25 protein-coding genes are annotated in these 22765 nt (G+C 58.1%); 13 read left to right on the top strand and 12 right to left on the bottom strand.

The window, feature by feature from the left end; genetic code table 11:
• Window positions 1–156: 156 nt before the first annotated feature.
• The gene (locus tag AB1A64_RS10515; protein WP_050604795.1) at window positions 157–405 is read right to left on the bottom strand and encodes an accessory factor UbiK family protein; all 249 of its coding nucleotides are present in this window, start codon (window positions 403–405) and stop codon (window positions 157–159) included.
• A gap of 97 nt (window positions 406–502) precedes the next feature.
• On the opposite strand from AB1A64_RS10515, the gene lgt reads away from it, so the two are divergent.
• The 5 genes from lgt to AB1A64_RS10490 all read left to right on the top strand — a co-directional run bounded on the left by lgt (window position 503) and on the right by AB1A64_RS10490 (window position 4724).
• The gene (gene lgt, locus AB1A64_RS10510; RefSeq protein WP_366551367.1) at window positions 503–1390 is read left to right on the top strand and encodes a prolipoprotein diacylglyceryl transferase; all 888 of its coding nucleotides are present in this window, start codon (window positions 503–505) and stop codon (window positions 1388–1390) included.
• Window positions 1387–2454, top strand: a complete 1068-nt coding sequence (locus AB1A64_RS10505; protein WP_366551366.1) for an SAM-dependent methyltransferase — start codon at window positions 1387–1389, stop codon at window positions 2452–2454. Before lgt ends, AB1A64_RS10505 begins: the two co-directional genes overlap by 4 nt.
• Window positions 2451–3209 carry a peptidoglycan editing factor PgeF gene (gene pgeF / locus AB1A64_RS10500; RefSeq protein ID WP_366551365.1) on the top strand — a complete coding sequence of 253 codons (759 nt, stop codon included), beginning with the start codon at window positions 2451–2453 and terminating at the stop codon, window positions 3207–3209. The genes AB1A64_RS10505 and pgeF overlap by 4 nt, the downstream gene beginning before the upstream one ends.
• Window positions 3210–3479: 270 nt before the next feature.
• Window positions 3480–3608, top strand: coding sequence for a hypothetical protein (locus AB1A64_RS10495; RefSeq protein WP_366551364.1), 129 nt, complete (start codon window positions 3480–3482; stop codon window positions 3606–3608).
• Between the two features lie 333 nt (window positions 3609–3941).
• Window positions 3942–4724, top strand: a complete 783-nt coding sequence (locus AB1A64_RS10490) for a Hint domain-containing protein (protein WP_366551363.1) — start codon at window positions 3942–3944, stop codon at window positions 4722–4724.
• A gap of 116 nt (window positions 4725–4840) precedes the next feature.
• Here the strand turns inward: AB1A64_RS10490 and AB1A64_RS10485 are convergent, their stop codons facing one another.
• Window positions 4841–5341 (bottom strand): Lrp/AsnC family transcriptional regulator, encoded by a 501-nt coding sequence (locus AB1A64_RS10485; RefSeq protein WP_170347853.1) that lies wholly within the window; start codon window positions 5339–5341, stop codon window positions 4841–4843.
• 226 nt (window positions 5342–5567) lie between these two features.
• Between AB1A64_RS10485 and trxB the strand changes: the two genes are divergently transcribed.
• The 5 genes from trxB (at window position 5568) to AB1A64_RS10460 (ending at window position 11625) form a co-directional block, all read left to right on the top strand.
• Window positions 5568–6509: a thioredoxin-disulfide reductase gene (gene trxB, locus AB1A64_RS10480; protein ID WP_366551362.1), complete on the top strand. Its 942-nt coding sequence runs from the start codon at window positions 5568–5570 to the stop codon at window positions 6507–6509.
• Between the two features lie 4 nt (window positions 6510–6513).
• A complete protein-coding gene (locus tag AB1A64_RS10475; RefSeq protein WP_366551361.1) occupies window positions 6514–6978 on the top strand; it encodes an RES family NAD+ phosphorylase in 465 nt (154 codons plus the stop codon).
• Window positions 6979–7041: 63 nt separating this feature from the next.
• Complete coding sequence (locus AB1A64_RS10470; protein ID WP_366551360.1) at window positions 7042–8712, top strand: adenylate/guanylate cyclase domain-containing protein; 1671 nt, start codon at window positions 7042–7044, stop codon at window positions 8710–8712.
• Between the two features lie 216 nt (window positions 8713–8928).
• A complete protein-coding gene (locus AB1A64_RS10465; protein WP_366551359.1) occupies window positions 8929–10647 on the top strand; it encodes a bifunctional sulfate adenylyltransferase/adenylylsulfate kinase in 1719 nt (572 codons plus the stop codon).
• Window positions 10648–10767: 120 nt separating this feature from the next.
• Complete coding sequence (locus tag AB1A64_RS10460; RefSeq protein ID WP_366551358.1) at window positions 10768–11625, top strand: hypothetical protein; 858 nt, start codon at window positions 10768–10770, stop codon at window positions 11623–11625.
• On the opposite strand, the gene AB1A64_RS10455 is transcribed toward AB1A64_RS10460, so the two are convergent.
• The 4 genes from AB1A64_RS10455 to AB1A64_RS10440 form a co-directional block, all read right to left on the bottom strand.
• Complete coding sequence (locus tag AB1A64_RS10455; protein ID WP_366551357.1) at window positions 11622–12497, bottom strand: hypothetical protein; 876 nt, start codon at window positions 12495–12497, stop codon at window positions 11622–11624. The genes AB1A64_RS10460 and AB1A64_RS10455 overlap by 4 nt on opposite strands.
• A complete protein-coding gene (locus tag AB1A64_RS10450; protein ID WP_366551356.1) occupies window positions 12494–13381 on the bottom strand; it encodes a PhzF family phenazine biosynthesis protein in 888 nt (295 codons plus the stop codon). The genes AB1A64_RS10455 and AB1A64_RS10450 overlap by 4 nt, the downstream gene beginning before the upstream one ends.
• A 109-nt stretch (window positions 13382–13490) precedes the next feature.
• Entirely contained in the window at window positions 13491–13715 is a 225-nt protein-coding gene (locus AB1A64_RS10445; RefSeq protein WP_170347845.1) for a DUF1150 family protein, read from the bottom strand.
• A 5-nt stretch (window positions 13716–13720) separates the two neighbouring features.
• Window positions 13721–14134, bottom strand: a complete 414-nt coding sequence (locus AB1A64_RS10440; protein WP_170347844.1) for an Hsp20 family protein — start codon at window positions 14132–14134, stop codon at window positions 13721–13723.
• 164 nt (window positions 14135–14298) lie between these two features.
• Between AB1A64_RS10440 and AB1A64_RS10435 the strand changes: the two genes are divergently transcribed.
• Window positions 14299–14523, top strand: a complete 225-nt coding sequence (locus tag AB1A64_RS10435; protein ID WP_058280035.1) for a DUF465 domain-containing protein — start codon at window positions 14299–14301, stop codon at window positions 14521–14523.
• A gap of 91 nt (window positions 14524–14614) precedes the next feature.
• Here AB1A64_RS10435 and AB1A64_RS10430 read toward each other — a convergent pair whose 3' ends face one another.
• Window positions 14615–16000 carry an FAD-binding oxidoreductase gene (locus AB1A64_RS10430; RefSeq protein WP_366551355.1) on the bottom strand — a complete coding sequence of 462 codons (1386 nt, stop codon included), beginning with the start codon at window positions 15998–16000 and terminating at the stop codon, window positions 14615–14617.
• Window positions 16001–16161: 161 nt separating this feature from the next.
• Here AB1A64_RS10430 and purE point away from each other — a divergent pair, with 161 nt between their 5' ends.
• Together purE and AB1A64_RS10420 are read left to right on the top strand one after the other, a co-directional pair.
• On the top strand, window positions 16162–16650 hold the full coding sequence (gene purE / locus AB1A64_RS10425) for a 5-(carboxyamino)imidazole ribonucleotide mutase (protein WP_366551354.1): 489 nt from the start codon (window positions 16162–16164) through the stop codon (window positions 16648–16650).
• Window positions 16643–17710 carry a 5-(carboxyamino)imidazole ribonucleotide synthase gene (locus AB1A64_RS10420; RefSeq protein ID WP_366551353.1) on the top strand — a complete coding sequence of 356 codons (1068 nt, stop codon included), beginning with the start codon at window positions 16643–16645 and terminating at the stop codon, window positions 17708–17710. Before purE ends, AB1A64_RS10420 begins: the two co-directional genes overlap by 8 nt.
• 1 nt (window position 17711) lies before the next feature.
• Here AB1A64_RS10420 and AB1A64_RS10415 read toward each other — a convergent pair whose 3' ends face one another.
• The 5 genes from AB1A64_RS10415 to AB1A64_RS10395 all read right to left on the bottom strand — a co-directional run bounded on the left by AB1A64_RS10415 (window position 17712) and on the right by AB1A64_RS10395 (window position 22688).
• Window positions 17712–18863, bottom strand: coding sequence for an alpha-D-ribose 1-methylphosphonate 5-triphosphate diphosphatase (locus tag AB1A64_RS10415; protein ID WP_366551352.1), 1152 nt, complete (start codon window positions 18861–18863; stop codon window positions 17712–17714).
• Window positions 18860–19633, bottom strand: a complete 774-nt coding sequence (locus AB1A64_RS10410; RefSeq protein ID WP_366551351.1) for an alpha/beta fold hydrolase — start codon at window positions 19631–19633, stop codon at window positions 18860–18862. Before AB1A64_RS10410 ends, AB1A64_RS10415 begins: the two co-directional genes overlap by 4 nt.
• A gap of 38 nt (window positions 19634–19671) precedes the next feature.
• Window positions 19672–20514: a DMT family transporter gene (locus AB1A64_RS10405; protein WP_366551350.1), complete on the bottom strand. Its 843-nt coding sequence runs from the start codon at window positions 20512–20514 to the stop codon at window positions 19672–19674.
• A gap of 188 nt (window positions 20515–20702) precedes the next feature.
• On the bottom strand, window positions 20703–22346 hold the full coding sequence (gene groL / locus AB1A64_RS10400; RefSeq protein WP_366551349.1) for a chaperonin GroEL: 1644 nt from the start codon (window positions 22344–22346) through the stop codon (window positions 20703–20705).
• 54 nt (window positions 22347–22400) lie between these two features.
• Complete coding sequence (locus tag AB1A64_RS10395; RefSeq protein ID WP_366551348.1) at window positions 22401–22688, bottom strand: co-chaperone GroES; 288 nt, start codon at window positions 22686–22688, stop codon at window positions 22401–22403.
• Window positions 22689–22765: the final 77 nt, after the last annotated feature.

The following is a 22765-nucleotide window of genomic DNA, read 5'->3' as shown; positions in this document are numbered from 1 at the left end:
AGTTGTGGACAGTCGGCAACGGCTATCAAAATATTGGCACGAATTGTAGCTTTGTCTTGATTAAACTCTGCAAGGCGGCATGATGCACAACACTGCACAACCCAAGTCTGGATTGCGCGGCGGATAGCTTTAGCCAAAAATCAGATTACTGGGACGTTACTTGTCCAGCTTTGCCTCAAGCGCGGCAATGCGGGCTTCGAGCGCTGCGTTTTCTTCACGCGCTTTTTGGGCCATCGCGCGAACGGCGTCGAACTCTTCGCGTGTGACGAAATCGCGGTCGGCCAGCCAGCGGTCGATCATCGACTTCATCGCATTCTCAGCTTCTTCCCGCGCGCCCTGCGCCACGCCCATGGCATTGGTCATGAGTTGGGAAACATCATCGAGAATCTTGTTGCGGGTTTGCATGGTGTTACTCCGAAATCGCGGTTGGTCTCTATATGGGGAATGATTACGCCAGGCTCAAGGTTGACTTGCCCTGTAAACCCCGGGCAATGAGACGCACATGCAGGCTGTTCTGAATTTCCCCGATCTGTCACCCGAGTTGTTCTCGATCTCATTGTTTGGGATGGAGTTCGCCCTGCGGTGGTACGCGCTGGCTTATATCGTTGGCATTCTTATTGCATGGCGGATGGGCATTGCGGCGCTGCGACGCCCAGCCATTTGGCCCGACAAGACGCCCCCGATGAAGCCCGAACAGCTTGAGGATCTGATAACCTGGATCATCCTCGGCGTGATTCTGGGCGGGCGCCTGGGGTTCGTACTGTTCTACCAGCCCGCCTATTACCTTTCGAACCCGCTGGAGATTCTCAAGGTCTGGCAAGGTGGCATGGCGTTCCATGGCGGGCTGTTGGGGGTAGTGATCGCCTCTTACCTATACGCGCGGCGTCATCAGATCCCGGTTCTGTCCATGGCCGACCTGATCGCCCATACAGTGCCGCCGGGGCTATTGCTCGGACGGTTGGCGAATTTCACCAACGCCGAGTTGTGGGGGCGCCCCAGCGAATTGCCATGGGCCGTGATCTTTCCCGGCGGGGCAGCTCAGGATTGCCCCGGTGTCGCCGCCGGGATGTGCGCGCGGCACCCCTCACAGCTTTACGAGGCGGCGTTAGAGGGACTGTTTCTGGGTGCCCTGCTGCTGTGGCTCGCCTATCGGCGTGGCGCGTTTCACAGGCCGGGCCTGGTCATGGGGGTCTTTCTGGCCGGCTATGGTGCCTCTCGATTCATTGTCGAATTCTTCCGTCAGCCCGACGCACAGTTTATCTCGGCGGGGAATCCGCTGGGTCTGGCCTGGCACTTGGGCGGCTATGGTCTGACGATGGGCCAATTGCTATCACTGCCGATGATTGCCCTTGGCTTGTGGTTCGCCCTGCGTGCAAGATCGAAGGCATGAGCCTGCAAGATCATCTGCTGGCGCGTATTGCGCAGGACGGCCCGATGAGTGTGGCCGACTACATGGCCGAATGCCTGCTGCACCCGACATTCGGTTATTACACCACCCGAGACCCTCTGGGCACACAAGGCGATTTCATCACTGCCCCCGAGATTAGCCAGATGTTCGGAGAATTGATTGGCCTGTCCCTAGCCCAAAGTTGGCTGGATCAAGGCCACCCCGAACATTTTGTACTGGCCGAGCTTGGCCCAGGGCGTGGCACGTTGATGGCCGACATGCTGCGCGCCACGTCCCGCGTGCCGGACTTCAATGATGCCGCCGAGGTCGTGCTGCTTGAAGCCTCGCCTGCTCTGCGTGACTTACAAGCGCAGACTTTGAAGGACCATAACCCGCGCTGGATCGACTCGGTTGCCGACCTGCCCGAAGCGCCATTGTTTCTGGTCGCAAACGAGTTCTTCGACGCCCTGCCTATACGACAGTTTCTGCGCGACCACGATGGCTGGCGCGAGCGGTTGATTGGCCGCGATGGCACTGCGTTAACCTGGGGGTTGGGTCCACGTGCAGATCAAATCGCCCTCAAGGATCGGCTGAACGACACTGCTGATGGTGATCTGGTCGAACTGTGCGCCGCTGCCATTCCCATCATTACCGTGGTCGCTGGGCGAATCGGCACCCATGGCGGCGCAGGGTTGATTGTAGATTATGGCGACTGGCATTCGCTTGGCGACACGTTTCAAGCACTGCTGGCACATGAACGCGCTGATCCTTTGGCTCACCCCGGTCAGGTTGATCTGACGGCACATGTGGATTTCGAACCACTGGCACTGGCGACCCGCGCCGCTGGATGCGCCCATTCGCGCCTGACGACACAGGGTGTATTTCTGGAGCGGCTGGGAATTGCCACCCGCGCACAAGCCCTTGCCGCGCCCCTCGGCGGGTCTGAGCTTGAAGCGCTGATTGCCGCACATCGCCGGTTGACGCACCCCGAGGAAATGGGAAACCTGTTCAAAGTGCTGGGCCTCTACCCTACCCCTTCCGCGCCACTTCCGGGATTGGAGCCATGACCTTGGAAATTCTGACCTCTGATTTACTGGCCCCTGTGCGCCACGGGTTCTTCAGCCGACGCGGCGGTGCGTCATCGGGGATCTTTTCGGGCCTCAACTGCGGCTATGGCTCATCCGATCAGACCGAAGCTGTCACGGTAAACCGTAAACGGGTGGCGCAGGCGATGGACGTCACGCCGGAAGCCCTGGTGGGCATTCATCAAGTCCACTCGCCCACCGTTCTGACTGTCGATGCTCCGATCAACGGTGACAAACCGAAAGCCGACGCGGTGGTCACGGCAACCCCTGGCCTGGCGCTGACGATTCTCACGGCTGACTGCCAGCCGGTCCTGTTTGCCGATTCTAACGCAAACGTGATCGGGGCCGCACATGCCGGTTGGCGCGGCGCCTTGGACGGGGTTCTAGAGGCGACACTGGACGCGATGGAAACCTTGGGGGCAAAGCGGGAAAACACGGTGGCGGTAATCGGCCCTTCGATCTCGCAGGCGGCGTATGAGGTCGGGCCTGAATTTCTGGACGCTTTCGTCGCGGATTCCCCGAAAAACCTGCAATTCTTTGCAAATGGGACGGGCGACAGGATGCTGTTCGACTTGCCTGCTTTTGGCCTGCACAGGCTGCGCCAGGCGGGGGTTGGACAGGCCGAATGGACACGCCATTGCACCTATTCTGACCCCGACAGATTCTACTCGTATCGCCGGTCGACCCACGCGAAAGAGGCTGACTACGGCCGCCTTATTTCTGCCATAAAACTTTAAGAACGGGCCTGAATTGCGGCAAATTCGCCGCTTTTTCGCCACAATTTTCCTATCTATTCGTGTCTCGACAATTTGATATTTATTGTCCGCTCTCAGGTGTTTATCAGCCGATTCTCCAGTAGAGCGTGACCCGGTTAGAAAAGAGGAAACGCGAACTTTCATTTGTCCTGAATTCATCCCGGATCAGCCTTATCGCCGCCGTAATGGCCGAGCAACCTAAGGCCTCAGAAGGAAAAGGGACGTCAGTCCCCAAGCGAGCAGGACACAACAATGAAGACGAAATCACGCTTTCTAAGCGCCGTACTTGTGGCCACCAGAGAGCAAGAACTGGAGATGCCGTGGAAACGGGTTTCCAGCAACTCGGTCAGAGTAGCGCGCCGCCTAGCGGCCCGACGCTGATCATGAACATCCCGCGAACCAAGCTGCCGGTTCCGGGAAGCAAGACGCACAACGGAGGGGTGCTCCGAGCCGATGTGCGACCGGCCGCCGATATTTTGCGCGGTTCAGTCTTGGGGCGTGTGTGCGCGGGCAATTTCACCTGCGTTTGTATGAGTTTGTCTGGGGGGTCAATGTGCTGACCAATGATGTAAGAAAACCCGTCGCGAAAAGCGCTCAGCGTTTTTGTCGCCCTGCGTGTCGCCGCTTTCTTCCAAGACATGGAAATAACCGATCAGGCTGGCCTGTACGGGGGTATTGCCTGCCTGCGCGGTTTATAGAGGGGACGGAATTGTAATGGCTATTCCACATTCTTTTTCACGCGCCGCCAAAAATGCTGTTGAAACCTCAGCATTGCTGCGTGAGGCGCCAAGACCGACGACACAACGCAAGGCGCAGCTCCGGCGCTATGAGGTCAGTACGCTCATGAAAAACGGCGACGTGGTCCAAACCCGCCATATCGCCCCAGCCCTGCCGATGTTCGAGGACGCATTCTGCGCTTTTACCCGTGGGGCGTTGGTTGAAACAGAACTTGGCCCGATGGCGATTGAAGACTTGCTGCCTGGCGATACGGTCCTTACACAAGATGGAGTGTCGGAAACGGTGCTGTGGAAAGGGTCGGTCACCCTTATTCCTGGCCGCGTGGATTCGCGGGGCCGGACGCGCCCGTTAACGCGGATCATGGCCGACACATTCGGAATGCAAAAACCAATGTCTGGCGTGATCGCTGGCCCTGCTGCCCGGTTGCTGGGCACGCCCGCACATTTGCGGCACCTGCACGGTGACGATCAGGTCCTTACACCGGTTAACGAATTTCAGGACGGCATGAGCGTCATCGAGACCCTGCCACCAACACCGGTCGAACTGTTTCATATCTGCCTGAAACGGCACTCGGTCATCCGAGTCGACGGTCTGCAATTCGAAACCTATCACCCTGGTACAAACGCTATTCGCAGAGTCAGCCGGTCCTTGCGGTCGGTTTACCTGAACCTGTTCGCGCATATCGAATCGCTGAACGATTTCGGTCCATTGGTCATGCCGCGCGCGGGTGATGGCGAGGTGGACGCGATATCGGCCTAGTTTAAAACAATTTCTGCAATGTGGGGGCAATATGCAGTTGTTACTTAGTTGGATGGTTTACGTGTCAGTGGCAGCGTTCCTGCCACCGGTGAAATCACACCCGAAATATCTGGAATTCAGGCCGTCCGGCTCATGCGTTCCTCAAGAACGTCGAATGGCACGCCTGGTTCGTCTTTTGCGCCGCGAATAACAAGCGATGTCTTGACGCTGGCCACATTCGGCGTGGTCAGCAGCTTGCCGGTCAGGAACTGCTGAAAACTACTTAGGTCAGGCGCAACGCATTTCAGAATGAAATCCACTTCGCCGTTCAGCATGTGGCATTCCCGGACCAAGGGCCATTCGCGGCAGCGTTCCTCGAACGCGGTCAACTCGGCTTCGGCCTGACTCTCCAGACCGACCATGGCAAAGACCTGAACCTCAAACCCCAGCTCGCGTGAATTTACATCGGCATGGTAGCCGCGGATCAGGCCTGATTCTTCAAGGGTGCGTACGCGCCGCAGGCAAGGTGGGGCGGAAATTCCCACACGTTTTGCCAATTCGACATTGGTCATGCGACCGTCTGCCTGCAATTCCGCCAGAATCTTGCGGTCAATCTCGTCCAGCCGTATCGCGACCATCAAATACTCCTGAATTTTTCGGTTGTTATATCAGCACCCGGCAGATGCGCAATAATCTTTCGTGAATGCGCAATATTGTTTATTTTCAATGTTCTTATTCAACCGTCATTTACCCAGCCTCAGACAAGCGTAAATCAGTAAGGGGCTTTAAGCGGGGCACAGGGGTCGCTATATCCATCCGCCAGGGGCCACGCGCCCAAATCAGGCAGATCGAGTTGGGGGTACCATGAGCGAGACACGTCACACCAAGGTTCTGATCATCGGATCGGGACCGGCCGGTTACACTGCGGGCGTTTACGCGAGCCGCGCAATGCTTGAACCGATCCTGGTTCAGGGAATCGAGCCCGGCGGTCAGTTGACTACAACCACAGACGTCGAAAATTACCCCGGGTTCACCGAAGTTCAGGGGCCTGATCTGATGATCAAGATGCAAGAACACGCCCAGGCGATGGGCTGTGAGGTCATCGGCGATATCATCAGTGATCTGGACATCAGCAAACGTCCCTTCACCGCAAAAGGCGATAGCGGCAATACTTATACTGCGGACGCGGTCATTCTGGCCACCGGTGCGCGCGCCAAATGGCTGGGCCTGCCGTCGGAAGACAAGTTCAAGGGTTTTGGTGTTTCGGCCTGTGCGACCTGCGACGGCTTTTTCTATCGCGGACAGGAAATCGTAGTGATCGGTGGCGGCAACACCGCCGTGGAAGAGGCGCTGTTCCTGACCAATTTCGCCAGCAAGGTCACTCTGATTCACCGACGCGATGAACTACGAGCTGAGAAAATTCTGCAGGACCGCTTGCTGAAGCACGAAAAGATCGAGCCGATGTGGTTCCACGAGTTGGAAGAAGTGATCGGCACCGATTCCCCACTGGGTGTTGAAGGCGTGCGCGTCAAGAACGTCAAAACCGGTGAGATCACCGAGGTTCCCTGTAAAGGCGTCTTTGTCGCCATTGGTCACGCGCCGGCGAACGAATTGGTCAAGGACTCGCTGGAAACCCATATGGGTGGTTATGTGGTGACCAAGCCGGGCTCGACCGAAACCTCTGTGCCCGGTGTGTTCGCAGCAGGCGATCTGACCGACCACATCTATCGTCAGGCCGTCACAAGTGCCGGTATGGGCTGTATGGCCGCGCTGGATGCCGAGCGGTTCCTGGCGGAACAGGAATAACCTGATGCTGGAATTCTCCGGCCCGGTCTGGAGAATTCTGTTTCTCTCCCAAAGTGACGCCCCTTTGGCCCCTGCTCGGGCGCCCGAGGGGCGTTTTCATCATTCGGGGCAGAATGCACTCTATGCCTCTCTCAGCGCCGAAGGCGCAGGGGTTGCCCTTCGGCGGTATGTCTCGCCTGACGATCCGCCGCGGGTTTTGCAACGAGCCCAAGTTACTGGTGCAAGACTGGTCGATCTGAGGGGCCAACCCGATGCGTCGATTGTCTGGCAGGATATCCACGAAGAACGAGGCGTTTCGCCGACGTGGCAGTTTTCCAACCGTGCCCGCGACATGGGCGCTGACGGTATGATCTACAGCTCTCGGTCCCGCCCCGAGCTGAGCCATATCGTGTTGTTCTCACCATCCCCAACTGTGATTTACGCTGATACTCAAGCCGTCCCTTGGATGCCGTCCGATACGCAACCATAGCTTGACCCAATCGCGCCACCGTACCAGAATCGGGCACACGCAAGACGAATACAGGTGGCTTGATTGAAAAGCGTTTTATGGCAAGGCGGGTGGGCAACCCGGCTGAGGATCGTCAGCGGTCTTACCCTGTTCGCCTTTGCGTTCTTTCACTTCATCAATATCGGGCTGGGGCTGTTCCACACCGATTACCTGCACGGAATGCAGGATGGCCGTCACGCTGTCACCCGGCACGATCTTGGCAGTGTGATCCTGTATTTGGCGCTGTTTGTCCATCTTGGCCTTGCGCTTTATTCCATCAGCCAACGCCGGACGCTACGCATGCCCTTCAGCACGGCCTTGCAGGTCATCCTCGGTTTGCTGATCCCGCTGCAACTGATCTCGCATATCGTGCAGACGCGCTATGCCCACGAAATCTATAACGTCAATGACGAGATGGGATACATCATAATTCTGATGTGGCCCAACTCAGCAATCTGGATGCAAAGCCTGCTGTTGCTGGTGGTTTGGGTCCACAGTTGCATTGGGCTGCACATGTGGCTGCGACTGACCCGCTGGTGGTCCAGATGGGTGCCTTATTTGATCGGTCTGGCGGTATTTGTGCCCAGCTTTGCGCTGGCCGGGCTGCTGACCGAAGGGCGGCGCCTCTGGGCGGATTTTGCCGATCCGTTCCTGCGCGATCAATACATCGAACACTACAACTGGCCCACGCCCGAGGCCTTTCAGGTCATGTTCAGTGTTAAAGACAATGCGTTGATGGCCTTCTGGATAGCCTTGGGAGCCTCGCTTGCGGTATTTACAATCCGCAAACTGTGGCGCCGCAGGCATTCGGTCCGGGTCAAGTATGTCGATGGCCCTGAGGTCGTAGCCGAAAAAGGCATGACCCTGCTTGAGATTTCGCAGGCCAATGGCATTCCGCATACCGCCCTCTGCGGGGGCAAGGGGCGTTGTACCACCTGCCGCGTGATCATTGAGGATGGCGCGGATCAGCTGCCCGCCCCTGACGAGGTTGAAACCCGCAGCCTTGCCGCCGTCAGCGCCCCCAATGGCGCACGGCTGGCCTGTCAGATACGGCCAACCGCCCCCCTAACCGCGTTTCGGATGTTCCGCTCTGATGGCAAACGCGGACGAGCCCATGCCAGCCAAGGGCAGGAACGCAAGCTGGCGGTTCTGTTTCTGGATATGCGCGGGTTCACGTCGCGGACCACGGGCCAGTTGCCCTATGACATCGTGTTCCTGCTGAATCGGTTCTTTGATGCGATCGTCCCGGCGATCACGGCGGATGGTGGAGTGGTCGACAAATACATGGGCGACGGCTTGCTGGCCGTGTTCGAAACCCCAAAAGCCAAAGATTCGGCCCGTTCGGGGCTGAAGGCCGCCGCCGATGTCAGCCGCGCGCTTGAGCATTTCAATCAACAGCTTCAAACCGAAGGCAGCCCCCGGATACGCATCGGAATGGGTCTGCATCTGGGCGATCTGGTACTGGGAGAAATCGGCGCTGCAGGCAGTTCTGCGCGCACAATCATCGGAGACGCGGTTAACGTGGCCAGCCGTCTTGAAGGCCAGACCAAGGCGCTTGGGGCGGAACTCCTGGTCTCGGCCGAATTGCTGCAGGCGGCTGGGTATGACGGCGATCTGGCTGGCCTGCAATCGTTTGAGCTGCGCGGCGTGACGCAACCGGTTTCCGCGCTGCCGGTGACACGGGCTGCGGACCTTGCAACAGTTAAAGCCGCCTAGGAACGGATGTACTGATTTCACACGACAGGCGCGTGTCAGCGGGATACAAGTCGGGAAAAGCTGCGTCAGGCGAAAAATCCTTCCATTCCGGACAAAAACCGCGCATATCGTCCTTAATTTCGTGAATGTATATGGACTTCGCCCAGCAGCCGGGGCACATGCCCCACAAGCACCCCTGAATCACCGATAAAACCGCACTGCGACAAGAGTATTCCTATGACGATGTTAAGCAATCTGGCTCCGATCCCCGAACTGTACGTTTCGTACGAGTCGGCGCAGAAATTGAAAGTGGAAGCTGCCGACCTGACCAGCTGGGACCTGAGCCCGCGTCAGATCTGCGATCTGGAACTGCTGATGAATGGCGGGTTCAACCCTCTCAAAGGGTTCCTCAGCGAAGCTGACTACGACAACGTCGTCGAAAACATGCGTCTGGCCGACGGCACCCTGTGGCCGATGCCCATCACGCTGGACGTCAGCGAAGACTTCGCAGACACCGTTGAACTGGGTCAGGACATTGCCCTGCGCGATCAGGAAGGTGTCATTCTCGGCACCATGACCGTGACCGACCGCTGGACCCCGAACAAAGCGCGCGAGGCCGAAAAGGTCTTTGGTGCCGATGACGATGCGCACCCGGCGGTGAACTACCTGCACAACGTGGCTGGCAAGGTCTATCTGGGTGGCCCCGTAGTCGGCATTCAACAGCCGGTTCACTATGATTTCCGTGGCCGCCGGGACACGCCGAACGAGTTGCGCGCCTATTTCCGCAAGCTGGGCTGGCGCCGCATCGTTGCGTTCCAAACCCGCAACCCCCTGCACCGCGCGCACCAGGAACTGACCTTCCGCGCCGCGAAAGAAGCGCAGGCTAACCTGCTGATCCACCCGGTTGTCGGCATGACCAAACCGGGCGACGTCGATCACTTCACCCGCGTACGCTGCTACGAAGCCGTCTTGGACAAATACCCGGCGTCGACTACATCGATGAGCCTGCTGAACCTGGCGATGCGCATGGCTGGCCCGCGCGAGGCGGTCTGGCACGGTCTGATCCGCGCCAACCACGGTTGCACCCACTTCATCGTTGGTCGTGACCACGCAGGCCCGGGTAAGAACTCGGCTGGTGAGGATTTTTATGGCCCATATGACGCCCAGGACCTGTTCCGCCAGTTCCAGGATGAAGTTGGCGTCGAAATGGTCGATTTCAAACATATGGTCTATGTGCAAGAGCGCGCCCAGTACGAGCCGAATGACGAGATCGCCGATAAAGACAACGTCACGATCCTGAACATCAGCGGAACAGAATTGCGCCGTCGTCTGGCCGAAGGGCTGGAAATCCCCGAATGGTTCAGCTTCCCCGAGGTTGTCGCAGAACTGCGCAAGACCAAGCCGCCGCGCAGCCAGCAGGGCTTTACCGTTTTCTTCACCGGTTTCTCGGGCTCGGGCAAATCCACCATCGCGAACGCGCTGATGGTCAAGCTGATGGAGATGGGTGGCCGTCCGGTTACATTGCTGGATGGCGATATCGTTCGTAAGAACCTGTCATCTGAACTGGGTTTCTCGAAAGAACACCGTGACCTGAACATTCGCCGTATCGGTTACGTGGCCTCCGAGATCACCAAGAATGGTGGTATCGCCATTTGCGCCCCGATCGCGCCTTATGCCACCACCCGCCGCGCCGTACGTGAAGACATCGAACAGTTCGGTGCCTTCTGTGAAGTCCACGTTGCGACCAGCATCGAAGAATGCGAACGCCGCGACCGCAAGGGCCTGTACAAGCTGGCGCGCGAAGGTAAGATCAAGGAATTCACCGGTATTTCCGACCCCTACGATGTACCGGCCAACCCCGAACTGAGTGTCGAGACTGAAAATGTCGACGTCGACAACTGCGCCCATCAGGTGCTGCTCAAGCTAGAAAGCATGGGTTTGATCGCCGCGTCTTAAGCGCAGGCAATTCCATTCAGGCGGCCTCCGACTTTCGGGGGCCGTTTTTTTGTGGGCTCGATTGACAAGGCGCAGGCCAATTGGTGCATTTGCCTGACCTGATTTGGACGCATCACGCCTATGCCCCCTACCCTGCCCACCATCGCCAGTTTCTGGTTCGGATCAGACCTAAGTTGGCTAGAGGTGCTGTGCATCCAATCCTATCTGGATCGGGGTCACCGGTTTATTCTTTTTACCGGGCACGAGATCGAAGGCGTTCCCGCAGGGGCCGAGCTGCGGCCCGCCAGTGATATCCTCTGGCCCGCGCCGTTTGATATGCCTGCCGGTGACCGGCGGCGCGTCGCAGTTTTTTCCGACATTTTTCGTCTGCGGCTGATGCAGAAAACCGATTTTATCTGGGTCGATCTGGACGCCTATTGCGTCAGGCCCTTCGTTTTTCCATCACCACATATCTTTGGACAGTCCCATACCGGAAATTTCCTGACCGGAGTGTTGCGCCTGCCAACAGACTCGGAAACACTAGCGCATATGCTGGACTTTGTGACCGCAGCCAACCCGACCCAGCCCTGGCGGGGCGGTCCGCTACACCGGCGCAACCGTCAACGCATCCGGGACGGTGAGACCTGGGGGATCGAGAGCCTGCCCTGGGGCAGCTCCGGCCCCAAAGCCTTTGCACATTTCCTGCGCAAGACCGACGAGGACAGCCATGCCATGCAAGCGGAGGTGTTTTACCCTCTGTCCAAGCATGATTTGTGGAAATTGCACGACCCGTTCACCCCGACCACACAGATTGAAGGTGGCACGGTTCATTCCGTCCACGTCTATGGTCATCAAAAACGGCTAATGGCGCAGAACACAGGCGGTCTTCCGGTCCGCGGATCGTATCTACAGCGGCTATGCGATCGGCACGAGATTGACCCCAAGGCCCGCCCAATCCTGCCTAAGGGCTGGCTGGCGCCTGCCGAGTCCAAAGATTAATCCGGGGTCGCGTCCAGTTCGGCGCGCAGAAGGCGCACGGCCCTGCCCTCAAAATCCCCATATTCTGCTGCGTGTTGCTGGATCGCCTGCAGATGCGGCAGGCGCGCGGCGAATTCCTCGACTGATGCGGATTGGATCGCGCGTTGAATATCTTCTTTAGTCTCGCACAGGATCATGCCAGAGGTATCGAAGAAATCGTCGATATTCGGGCAACCCCAATAGATCGGGACCGTGGAACACAAGATCGCGTCCGTCAACTTTTCCGAAAAGTAATTCTTCTCACGCACATTCTCGATCACCACGGAATAGCGGTATGGCGCCAGCCCGTCGGATTTGAGATCAAACGGAGTGTACCCCCGGCCCATAATATCAATATCCGCGCCGGTCTCGCGCACCCAGTCGATCACCGAATGGCGCAACTGGTGCCCGATAAGATCGCGCTTGGCCGAAGCAATCAGCGAGCAGGATTTGGTTTTTTCGACCTTCAGGTCCTGCCAGTCGGGCACCATCGTCACGCCATACGGCAAGAACACCGCATTCGGGATGTTGTGTAGCAGCACGTCATGAAAGGTCAGCACCCGGAAGAACCGCCGCCAAGTGTGGCGCAGCATCCGGTCGTGTTTGGCGTGAATGGCCGAAGGCTCGCCCATCATCAATGAAATCCGCGCGCGAGTGCCGCGACGCAGGCGCAGATGCACAGTCGAATTCGGGTACATGATCAGGTGATCAGTACGCTTTAGATCACCCACCGTCTTACCAGTCAGGCGATCCGGGCAACCCTCGGGCCAGATCAGCTCAGACAACGGAACCGAGGCCAGTTTTGGCCCCAGCCGATGCCCATATGGCAGGATGGCGATGGCAGGTCGTGTCATTGCGTTGTCTCGGGCAGATCAACCTGCCCCCGCATCAGCACATGACCGCGCCCTGCGACTTTGATACCGGTCATCGCATCGCTTGGGCCAACACGCGTCACAACGGCCTGACCCGGGCGCCCCATGTCATGACCCTGTTCAGCGATAAAGCTGTCCTTTGGCATCATCCCGTTTTTCCACAGATAAGCCGCCATGGCACCGGTGGCCGATCCGGTAAACGGGTCTTCGGGCAGGCTGGGCGGCGCCATCAACAAGCGCGAGAACGTATCGCCAACCGCAGTCGCACCCTGCAGCGTGACAAGGAACGGCTCTGCCATATCCGTGCCAGAAAACCCGGCCTCTGCTGCTACTTTACGCAACATCTCAAGGTTCAATTTCGCTGCGCGCAGAGCCTTGTGATCGCGCAGAATCGTAATGCAAAAGGGCAACCCGGTAGAGACAAACTGCGGCTGAGAGATAATCGCATCCTCAGGCAAACTGACCGAAGCGGCGACCAGACCCGCAGGTACAAGATTGCCGAATTGCGGTGCGACCTGCGTCATCTCGATGTCATCCCCGTTCAGTCGGATCGAGACAATTCCCGCACCAGTTTCCAGCGTCAGCGTGTCGCCTTCAACCATGCCACGGGACCGCATCGCCGCGACAGTTGCAATCGTGGGATGCCCGGCAAAGGGAATTTCCCGACTGGCCAAATAGTAACGCACCCGGATATCGGCCACATCGGATGGCCCCGTAAAAGTACATTCAGCCAGAGAGGTCTCGCGCACGTAAGCCGTGCAAACATCCTCGGGCAAGTCAGCGCCGTCAAAAACCACGGCGCAGCCATTTCCGCCAAAGGCGCGATCACTGAAGGCGTCTACCCAATCGAAATCGAACCAGCTCATCCGCAAAATCCTCTGATGCAGAGTAAATCAGCCGGGCATGTCATGCCGGTTCGTATGTGTCGCGCTTGTTGTTGGGATTGTCACGCCGAAAAGTAACCGGCGAGGTCGTTCAGTGAACGGCCACCGGTGATAGGTCGTGTTCACGGGCCAGGAAAAAGGCCATTTTGCGATCTGTCACAAGCGCAAGCTGCTGGCCGTCGGAATCGTGAACCGCATACAGCTGATCCAGATCACCTGCCTTATCCCGGACATCGCGCGGCAGATCGGCAACATCGACGGTTTTCACATAAACGATGCGGTCGCCTTCGGCGTTATATTCAATCGGTGTATTCATAGCTCTTACCCCTTTTTTATGTTGATCGTTTGCACCACGGTTTCAGGCACGGCGCGGGTCAGGTCCACATGCAGCAGACCGTTTTCCATGATCGCCTCGCCTACCTCGACACCATCGGCCAGCACGAACATGCGCTGGAACTGGCGCGCGGCGATGCCGCGGTGCAGAAAAATGCGCCCCTCGCTGTCGTCGCGTTGGCGCCCCCGGATCACAAGCTGACGATCTTCGATTGTGATCGACAAATCCTGTTCCGCGAACCCAGCTACAGCCAGGGTGATGCGGTATGAAAAGTCCGAGGTCTGCTCAATATTATAAGGCGGGTATCCTTCGTTGCCGGCCTTTGCAGACCGTTCCAGAAGGCGTTCCAACTGCTCGAACCCCAAAAGATGCGGGTATGAGCCAAGAGTAAGTTTTGACACGTATTTTCGTCCTTTATTGCCAAAGCGACGTGTGATGCGGCCCCGTTCCGGCAACCGCGCATAATAGAATATGGGATTATGCCGTGATGTCCACAAGGTCTGGCCGGATAAACCCTGACACACTATCTTGTGTCACAAGCACCACAAAAGGCACTGAGTCGCTCATGAATGCGCCAACAGATCTTTCGATGAAAACAGACGAGGTTTTGCGGGTTGAACTGGAGGTTTTCCGCCGCCAGCACCGTGATCTGGACGAAGCGATCGAGGCGCTGCAGTCCACCGGCACAGCCGATCAACTGACGATTAAACGGTTGAAAAAGCAGAAACTTCGCCTGAAAGATATCATTCGTTTGATTGAGGACCGCTTGACACCGGACATCATCGCCTGAAAACTCCGCCACTCGGTTCACACGCGCATTCAAGGCGCTTATGAACCGAGTTTTGCAGTGTTACGTCATATTCAAACGGATGACATCTGTTTCAAGGTGAAACATTTGCGTTTGCGCTGAAGAAATTGGTTGGATCGTATTTCCGCTTAACCTCTTTCATTTGGTCAAGATTTTCACCGAATGCCGTCTCTATCGCACTGTCTTCGTCGGCACCCAGATAGTTCAGATAAGTTCCGCCCGTGGAATAGGGCGCCATTGCATGATGCATGGAGCGCGCCCAGGCAATCTGATCCGCGTCATCAGCCGGATCAGTCCACAATGGCAGAACCGCAATCAGATAGTCATGACCGCGTTGCGCAAAGGCGTTGTCGCCGTTTGATTTGGACTTTGCTGCACCTGCACAATGTTCGATCAAAATGCCCGAACCGGGTATTGTCATCCCTTCGGATTGTGCAACGATCGTATCAATGGCCTCATCCGGCAGCGCGTTGAGATACGCGGACTTCCAGTAGTTCCGGCTGCCTGGCCCATAGGCCCCGTCCAGCATGCTTTGCTTGGCCGGGAATGGCATTTCGTGCAAATCAACGACCAGCGGTTCTCCGATTTCCGTAAGGGGTTGGATTGCTTGACGCCCGGCTTCTTTATCGTCACCGATCCAGCATGGCACCAAAGCTGTCAGCGGCGTTCCATCCGGTCCCCACAACAACCCTGCATAGACCGTCAGTTCATCAGGTGCCCGCGAAACGATATCCCGAAAACCGCGCAGCACTTCGGCGGCAGCGGCACGGGGATATGCAATCATGCCCCCCAACACCGTGGACAGAGGATAGGCCTGGTAAAGGAAAGACGTCACGATGCCGAAATTGCCACTGCCGCCGCAGATCCCCCAGTAGAGATCCGGGTTTCTGTTCGCATTGGCGGTTCTGATCGAACCGTCCGCCGTTACAACTTCGGCCTCGATAACGTTGTCGCAGGTTGGTCCGTATTTTCGAGCCAGCCAGCCGAATCCTCCACCGGTCGTCAATCCGCCAATACCTGTCTGCGAGACGACGCCCAATGGCACAGCGAGGCCGTGAAGATGTGTTTCGCAGTCTACATCCCCCAACGTGGCCCCGCCCTGAGCGCGTACGGTTTGGGCCTCTGGGTCGACATGTACCGCCCGCATGCCGGACAGGTCTATGACGAGACCATCATCGCAGACAGCGCGCCCACCCACGTTATGACCGCCACCTCTTACCGATACCAGTATGTTGTTTTCAAACGCGAACCTGGCAGCCGCCGCGACATCGGCGGTGCCGTGGCACCGCAGTATTGCACCGGGATATTTGTCAACCAACGCGTTCCATATACTGCGCGCACTGTCATACTCGGGGTCACTGGGCAAAATCAGTGCCCCGCGAATTTGCGATTTGAATGCCTCAATACTGTCTGGCGGCACGGCTTGTCCGTCCCGGTTTTTCAAAACTGTATCTGTCATGGGTACCTCCTCGGGGACCACTGTCCCGCGATCAAGTATACACTCATTCGAATGTATTTTCAGCAGGACGTCAGACGGGCGATACGGTCGCCAAACCACATTGCCTCTGGGACCGATTTAGCTATAGTGCGCGCTCTTTCGGACGGCAGGGAAACAAGCGGATGAGCGATGTGAAAGTGGGGATCATCATGGGCAGCCAATCGGACTGGCCCACGATGAAAGAAGCCGCGAACATTCTGGATGAGCTGGGCATTGCGTACGAAAAACGCATCGTCTCGGCGCATCGTACACCGGATCGCTTGTGGGATTATGGCAAGACCGCCGCTTCGCGCGGGCTGCATGTGATCATTGCCGGGGCCGGTGGGGCCGCGCATCTGCCCGGCATGATGGCGTCGAAGACCCGAGTGCCGGTGATTGGCGTTCCGGTACAGACGCGGGCGCTGTCCGGCGTCGACTCGCTATATTCCATTGTGCAAATGCCCAAAGGCTTCCCCGTTGCCACAATGGCCATCGGGTCGGCGGGCGGTGCCAACGCGGGTCTGATGGCGGCTGGAATTCTGGCTTTGCAGGACGACGCTTTGGCGCAACGACTGGACGCATGGCGCGACGCTCTGTCGGCGTCGATCCCCGAGGAGCCCGTCGATGAGTGACGCATTGCAAACCGGTGCCAGGATCGGAATTCTGGGCGGCGGTCAACTGGGCCGGATGCTGTCTGTGGCAGCGTCTCGTCTGGGGTTTGTGACCCATATTTTCGAACCCGGTGCCAACCCGCCCGCCGGGCAAGTGGTCGACCGCGTGACCACCGCCGCCTATGACGATATCGACGCGCTAAAGGCGTTTGCCGGGTCGGTTGATGTCATCACATATGAGTTCGAGAACATCCCGACCGAAGCGCTGGACCTGCTTGAAGCGCACTGCCCGATCCGTCCGGGGCGCGAGGCGCTGCGCGTCAGTCAGGATCGGTTGACTGAAAAGAATTTCCTGCAGGGGCTTGGCCTGCAAACCGCGCCCTTCGCGGATATCACCGATCTGAACAGCCTGAATGCCGCGATCGAGCAGATCGGTACGCCCGCAATCCTGAAAACCCGCCGGTTCGGCTATGACGGTAAGGGACAGGCCCGTCTGCACGCGCCCGAGGATGCCGAGACCGCGCTGTCTGATATGGCCGGTGCACCTGCGATCCTTGAGGGGTTTGTGGAGTTTAGCCACGAAGTCTCGATCATCGCGGCCCGCGGGCTGGATGGTCAGGTCGCCTGTTTCGATCCCGGCGAGAACGTGCACCGAGACGGTATCCTGCACACCACAACAGTCCCTGCCCGCCTGCGTCCAGCGCAGCGTACAGATGCGGTTCTGCTGGCCGCCAATATCCTAAACGCTCTGGATTATGTCGGCGTTATGGGCGTCGAACTGTTCGTGACACCCGCCGGTCTGATTGTGAATGAGATCGCGCCGCGCGTGCATAACTCGGGCCACTGGACGCAGAATGGGTGCGCCGTGGATCAGTTCGAACAGCATATCCGTGCCGTGGCTGGGTGGCCTTTGGGTGACGGTCAGCGGCATTCAGACGTGGTTATGGAGAACCTGATCGGTGCGGACATGGACCGCGTGCCCGAACTGGCGCAGGAACGCGACGTGGCGCTGCATCTCTATGGCAAGGCCGAGGTCAAGGCAGGCCGCAAGATGGGGCATTTCAACCGCATTGCGCGGTGAGTTAGCCGACGAACCGCGCCGCAATATCACCTGACATATAGCTGACCCGCCCACCTGCCAGCGTGGCGGCAACACGGTGGTTCTCTGCATCCAGTATTACCAGATCGGCGCGTTGGCCGGGGGCCAGCGTGCCCCGATCCTGCAAACCAAGGACACGGGCTGGGCCGGATGACACCAGCGCCCAGGCCCCGGCGAAATCCACCAGGCCGGACTTCGCCACCATCAGCGCCGCGCGGCGTGGGCTGGGATAATGATAATCCGAGGCCAGCGCATCGCAATATCCCATCGTGATCAGATCCAGCGCGCTGACATTACCCTTGTGTGACCCACCGCGCACTACGTTGGGCGACCCTAATATGATGTAATCCCCGGCGGCACGCGCGGCCTCGGCAGCTTCCAGCGTTTCGGGAAATTCCGAGATCTGCGCTCCGCGCGCCCGCCAATCGGCCCGTATTTGTGGTGTCGCGTCGTCATGGCTGCCCATGCGCACCTGCTGTGAGTCCAAAGTCGCACACAACGCATCGAGCGCCGCTGGCACTTCGTCACGACGGGCATGCATGGACAGCAGCATCTCAAAATGCGCGTCCGGGTTGCGCCCGGCTTTCAGTGCTTGTCCGGTCAGACGCGGCGGTTTGCGCCCTTCGGCCAGACGGTCATGCGGCAGGTGGTCGTTGAACACGACATAGGGCACCTGCCAGTCCGCGATACGGCCGGGCAGGTCCGAATAGTCATCCAGCATATGTGTCTCGAACCGCAACTGGGGCATCAGGTCGGTCACGACACGATCCTTGACCGAGGTTATGGCGCGAAACACCTGATCCGCGAATTCCGGGCCACGCACCCCGCCCTCCCAACTGTGAAACTGGGCCAGAACTGCAGTGGTTATACCGTTCGCAGCCAGTTCAGCCTCGACCGAGAGAATGCCTTCGTTCATCTGTTTCATCGCCCCGCGGCGTGGCGCGATGTGGCGTTCGAACCCATCCCCATGCAGGTCGATAATGCCGGGCAGAACTAGAAAGCCGGACAGGTCGATCTGACGCCCGGTCTGATCCGTTTGAATGATGCCATCCGCCAAAGATAGATCGGCGGGCACAAGGCCATACTCCGGCAGCAGCACCTCTGCGCCGGTCAAGGTCAGGTTCAATACGGTCATTGCGTGGGCTCCGACTCGGGTTCCGAGCAATCCTGCCCGATACAGATTTCGTTGATGATATCCATCACCCCATCCAACCAGGTGATCTGCGGATCGAACTGCCCGAATTCGATGAAATGCAGCGCTTGCGCCATGACGCGGGGATTGTTCATCATAAAGGTATGAGTCACCGGCAGGACGATGTGATCCGTCATGCCGTCCACTTTTGTCGTTTCAATCGAGACCTTGCCGTCATCCTTGCCGTCGATCAGAGAGGAAAACAGCGGGTTCAAAGAGTTCTCACCAGCGATGACGCCCACCTCAAAATCAACGGGTGGCAGCTTGCGCGGTATACCCTCGGGGCCTGTGCCCAAGGCCAGCCCGGCGGGACCATGCAGCATGCCGAACACCTCATAAGCGCCCAGTTCATCCACCAGTTGACTGCCCTGATTGGGCGGGCCGAGCATGACCACTCGGCCCAGATTTTCTGGGTGATGATCCTGCAACCAATAGCGCAGCAGGATGCCACCCATCGAATGCGCCACCACGTTCACGGTCTCATCACCACAGGCCGCGAAGGCGTCTGGTAATGTCTGGTTCGCCAGCTCAGGTATCGGCAAATCGGTCGATGGATAGCCAGGTCGGACAACGGTGTACCCGTGCGCCTGAAAAAGTTGTTCCATCACAGTGAAAGACGCCTCGGTCCGCGCCAGCCCGTGTAAAAGCACCACGCATTTGGCCTGGGCCACGGCGGGAAAAAGGAACAGAAACAGGGCAAGCAGATATCTCATAGCCGCCAGATAAGCGTTATCCGATTGCGTTGAAACCCCTAGCGCGGCTTCAGGCGCAGGACAGCCAGCGCGATGCCGCCCAGAACTAGCGCCGCGCCAAAGATCAGGCGCAAACTAGCGACTTCTCCCAACAACAAAACGCCAGCGAGGATTGCGATGATTGGTACGCTCAATTGCACCACCGCCGCCGTGCTTGGCGCTAGTTGCGGCAATACCCGATACCATACGGCATAGCCCATCCCCGAGGTCACACCTCCGGAAAGGACGGCCAGCAGGTAGCCAGCGCCACTCATCTGCCACCCCCCAACGGTCAGCATTAACGCTAGCGCAGTGACTGGCAGGGCTATAACGAAATTGGCCGCCGTTCCGGCAAGGGCGTCAGGCTCAAACCGCCCAACCAGCGAATAGACTGCCCATCCGACCCCGGCAGCTGTCATCAGAGCTGCGCCAATCGGGTCGACCGGTACTGCTTCGGACGGCCACAGGACATAGGCCAGCCCCATAAGGGCAATTGCCGCGCCCCCCATCTGTCGCGCACTCGGAGCATTGCCGGTTAACGACGTCACTGCGAACATTGTGATCTGCACAACGCCAAACAGGATCAGCGCCCCAAGGCCCGCATCCAACGTCAGATAGGCAATGGAAAACCCGATCATATAGAGTGACAGCGATCCAGCCCCGGCAATCCTGCGCCTGTTGCGCAAAGGCAGATGCCCCGACCTGAGCCAAACCAGACCGGTCAACACCAAGGCCCCGGACATCACGCGAATTATGGCAAACCCGGCGGGGTCGCTGGCCCCGCTGTCTATGGCCAGACGATTCAGGATCGAATTCGCCGCAAAGGCGCACATGGTCAGGGTGGTGAGCAGAAACAAACGCATATCAACCGCATAGCGGTATCGCGGGCGTTTGCACACTCACTTTCCAGCGCGACCTGGTTGCAAAAAAAACGGGGCCGCCCTAAGGCGACCCCGTCAGTAAGTTTTATGGCGGTCCCTCTAAGCTGCCTGGCCATAAGGCCAAGCGCCTGTCGGGATCGTCGGAATTCGCCGGAGCGAAATCGACGTGCTTACATCATGCCGCCCATGCCGCCCATGTCGGGCATGCCACCGCCAGGTGCCGCGCCTTCTTTGGCGGGCTTGTCGGCAACCATTGCCTCAGTTGTGACCAGCAGGCCAGCAACCGATGCTGCATCTTCCAGAGCGGTACGGACAACTTTGGCCGGGTCGATTACGCCGAACGAGAACATGTCGCCATATTCTTCGGTCTGTGCATTGAAGCCGAATGCTGCGTCAGCAGATTCACGGACTTTGCCCGCAACAACCGCACCGTCAACACCTGCGTTCTCGGCGATCTGGCGCAGCGGCGCTTCGATGGCTTTGCGAACGATGTTGATGCCAGCGTTCTGGTCAGCGTTTGCACCTTCCAGAGTTTCCAGTGCTTTACCGGCCTGAACCAGAGCAACACCACCACCGACAACAACGCCTTCCTGAACAGCAGCGCGTGTTGCGTTCAGAGCATCGTCCACACGGTCCTTACGCTCTTTCACTTCAACTTCAGTCATGCCGCCGACGCGGATAACGGCAACACCGCCTGCCAGTTTGGCAACGCGCTCTTGCAGCTTTTCACGGTCGTAGTCGCTGGTGGTTTCTTCGATCTGAGTGCGGATCTGAGCAACACGTGCTTCGATCTCGGCTTTCTCGCCAGCACCGTCGACGATGGTGGTTTCGTCTTTGGTGATCTCGATTTTCTTGGCGGTGCCCAGCATGTCCATGGTGACGGACTCGAGCTTCATACCCAGATCTTCCGAGATAACCTGACCGCCGGTCAGGATCGCGATGTCCTGCAGCATGGCTTTGCGGCGATCGCCGAAGCCCGGTGCTTTGACAGCAGCAATTTTCAGGCCGCCGCGCAGTTTGTTGACAACCAGAGTTGCCAGCGCTTCGCCTTCAACATCCTCGGCAATGATCAGCAGCGGCTTTTGCGACTGGATCACCTGCTCGAGCAGCGGAACCATCGGCTGCAGCGAGGACAGTTTCTTTTCGTGCAGCAGGATCATGCAGTCGTCGAGTTCTGCGATCATCTTGTCTGCGTTGGTGACAAAGTAAGGCGACAGGTAGCCACGGTCGAACTGCATACCTTCGACAACATCAGTCTCGGTTTCCAGACCTTTGTTTTCTTCGACGGTGATGACGCCTTCGTTGCCAACCTTCTGCATCGCGTCTGCGATCTGCTGGCCGATTTCGGCTTCGCCGTTGGCCGAGATGGTGCCAACCTGTGCAACTTCTGCCGAGTCTTTGACTTCGCGCGAGGCGTCTTTGATGCCTTCAACAACCTTGGCAGTTGCCAGGTCGATGCCGCGCTTCAGGTCCATCGGGTTCAGGCCCGCTGCAACCTGCTTCAGACCTTCGCGAACGATGGCTTGGGCCAGAACGGTTGCGGTGGTGGTGCCGTCGCCGGCTTCGTCATTGGTGCGGCTGGCGACTTCTTTCACCATCTGCGCGCCCATGTTTTCGAACTTGTCTTCCAGTTCGATTTCCTTGGCAACCGAAACACCGTCCTTGGTGATGCGCGGTGCGCCGAAGGATTTGTCCAGAACCACGTTGCGGCCTTTGGGGCCCAGGGTTACTTTTACAGCGTCGGCCAGGATGTTCACACCTGACAGCATGCGGTTGCGGGCATCGGTGTCGAACTTGACGTCCTTAGCAGCCATATTGTCTCTCCTTGAGAAATAAGTTGGAAATGAAGATCAGAGAAAGCGCGCTGCTTACTCGATGATCCCCATGATGTCGCTTTCTTTCATCATCAGCAGCTCTTCGCCGTTGACCTGAACCTCGGTGCCCGACCATTTGCCGAACAGGATCTTGTCACCAGCGGATACAGCCATTGCGATCAACTCGCCGCTGTCCTTGCGTGCGCCTTCGCCAGTTGCAACGACTTCGCCTTCGCTGGGCTTTTCTTTTGCGCTGTCAGGAATGATCAGCCCGCCTGCTGTTTTCTCTTCGCTTTCGGTACGGCGAACCAACACGCGGTCATGAAGCGGTTTCAATGCCATCTTTGCAGCTCCTTGGGCTCAAAGTTTGTTTATCCTCCCCTCGCCGGATGGCGAGGCGTTAGCACTCAGGATATGAG

Origin of the sequence: Ruegeria sp. ANG10 (assembly GCF_040705255.1) — a bacterium.
Lineage (GTDB): Bacteria > Pseudomonadota > Alphaproteobacteria > Rhodobacterales > Rhodobacteraceae > Ruegeria.
The sequence above is the reverse complement of the archived record's forward strand: the minus strand, read 5'-3'. Positions and strand labels throughout refer to the sequence as shown.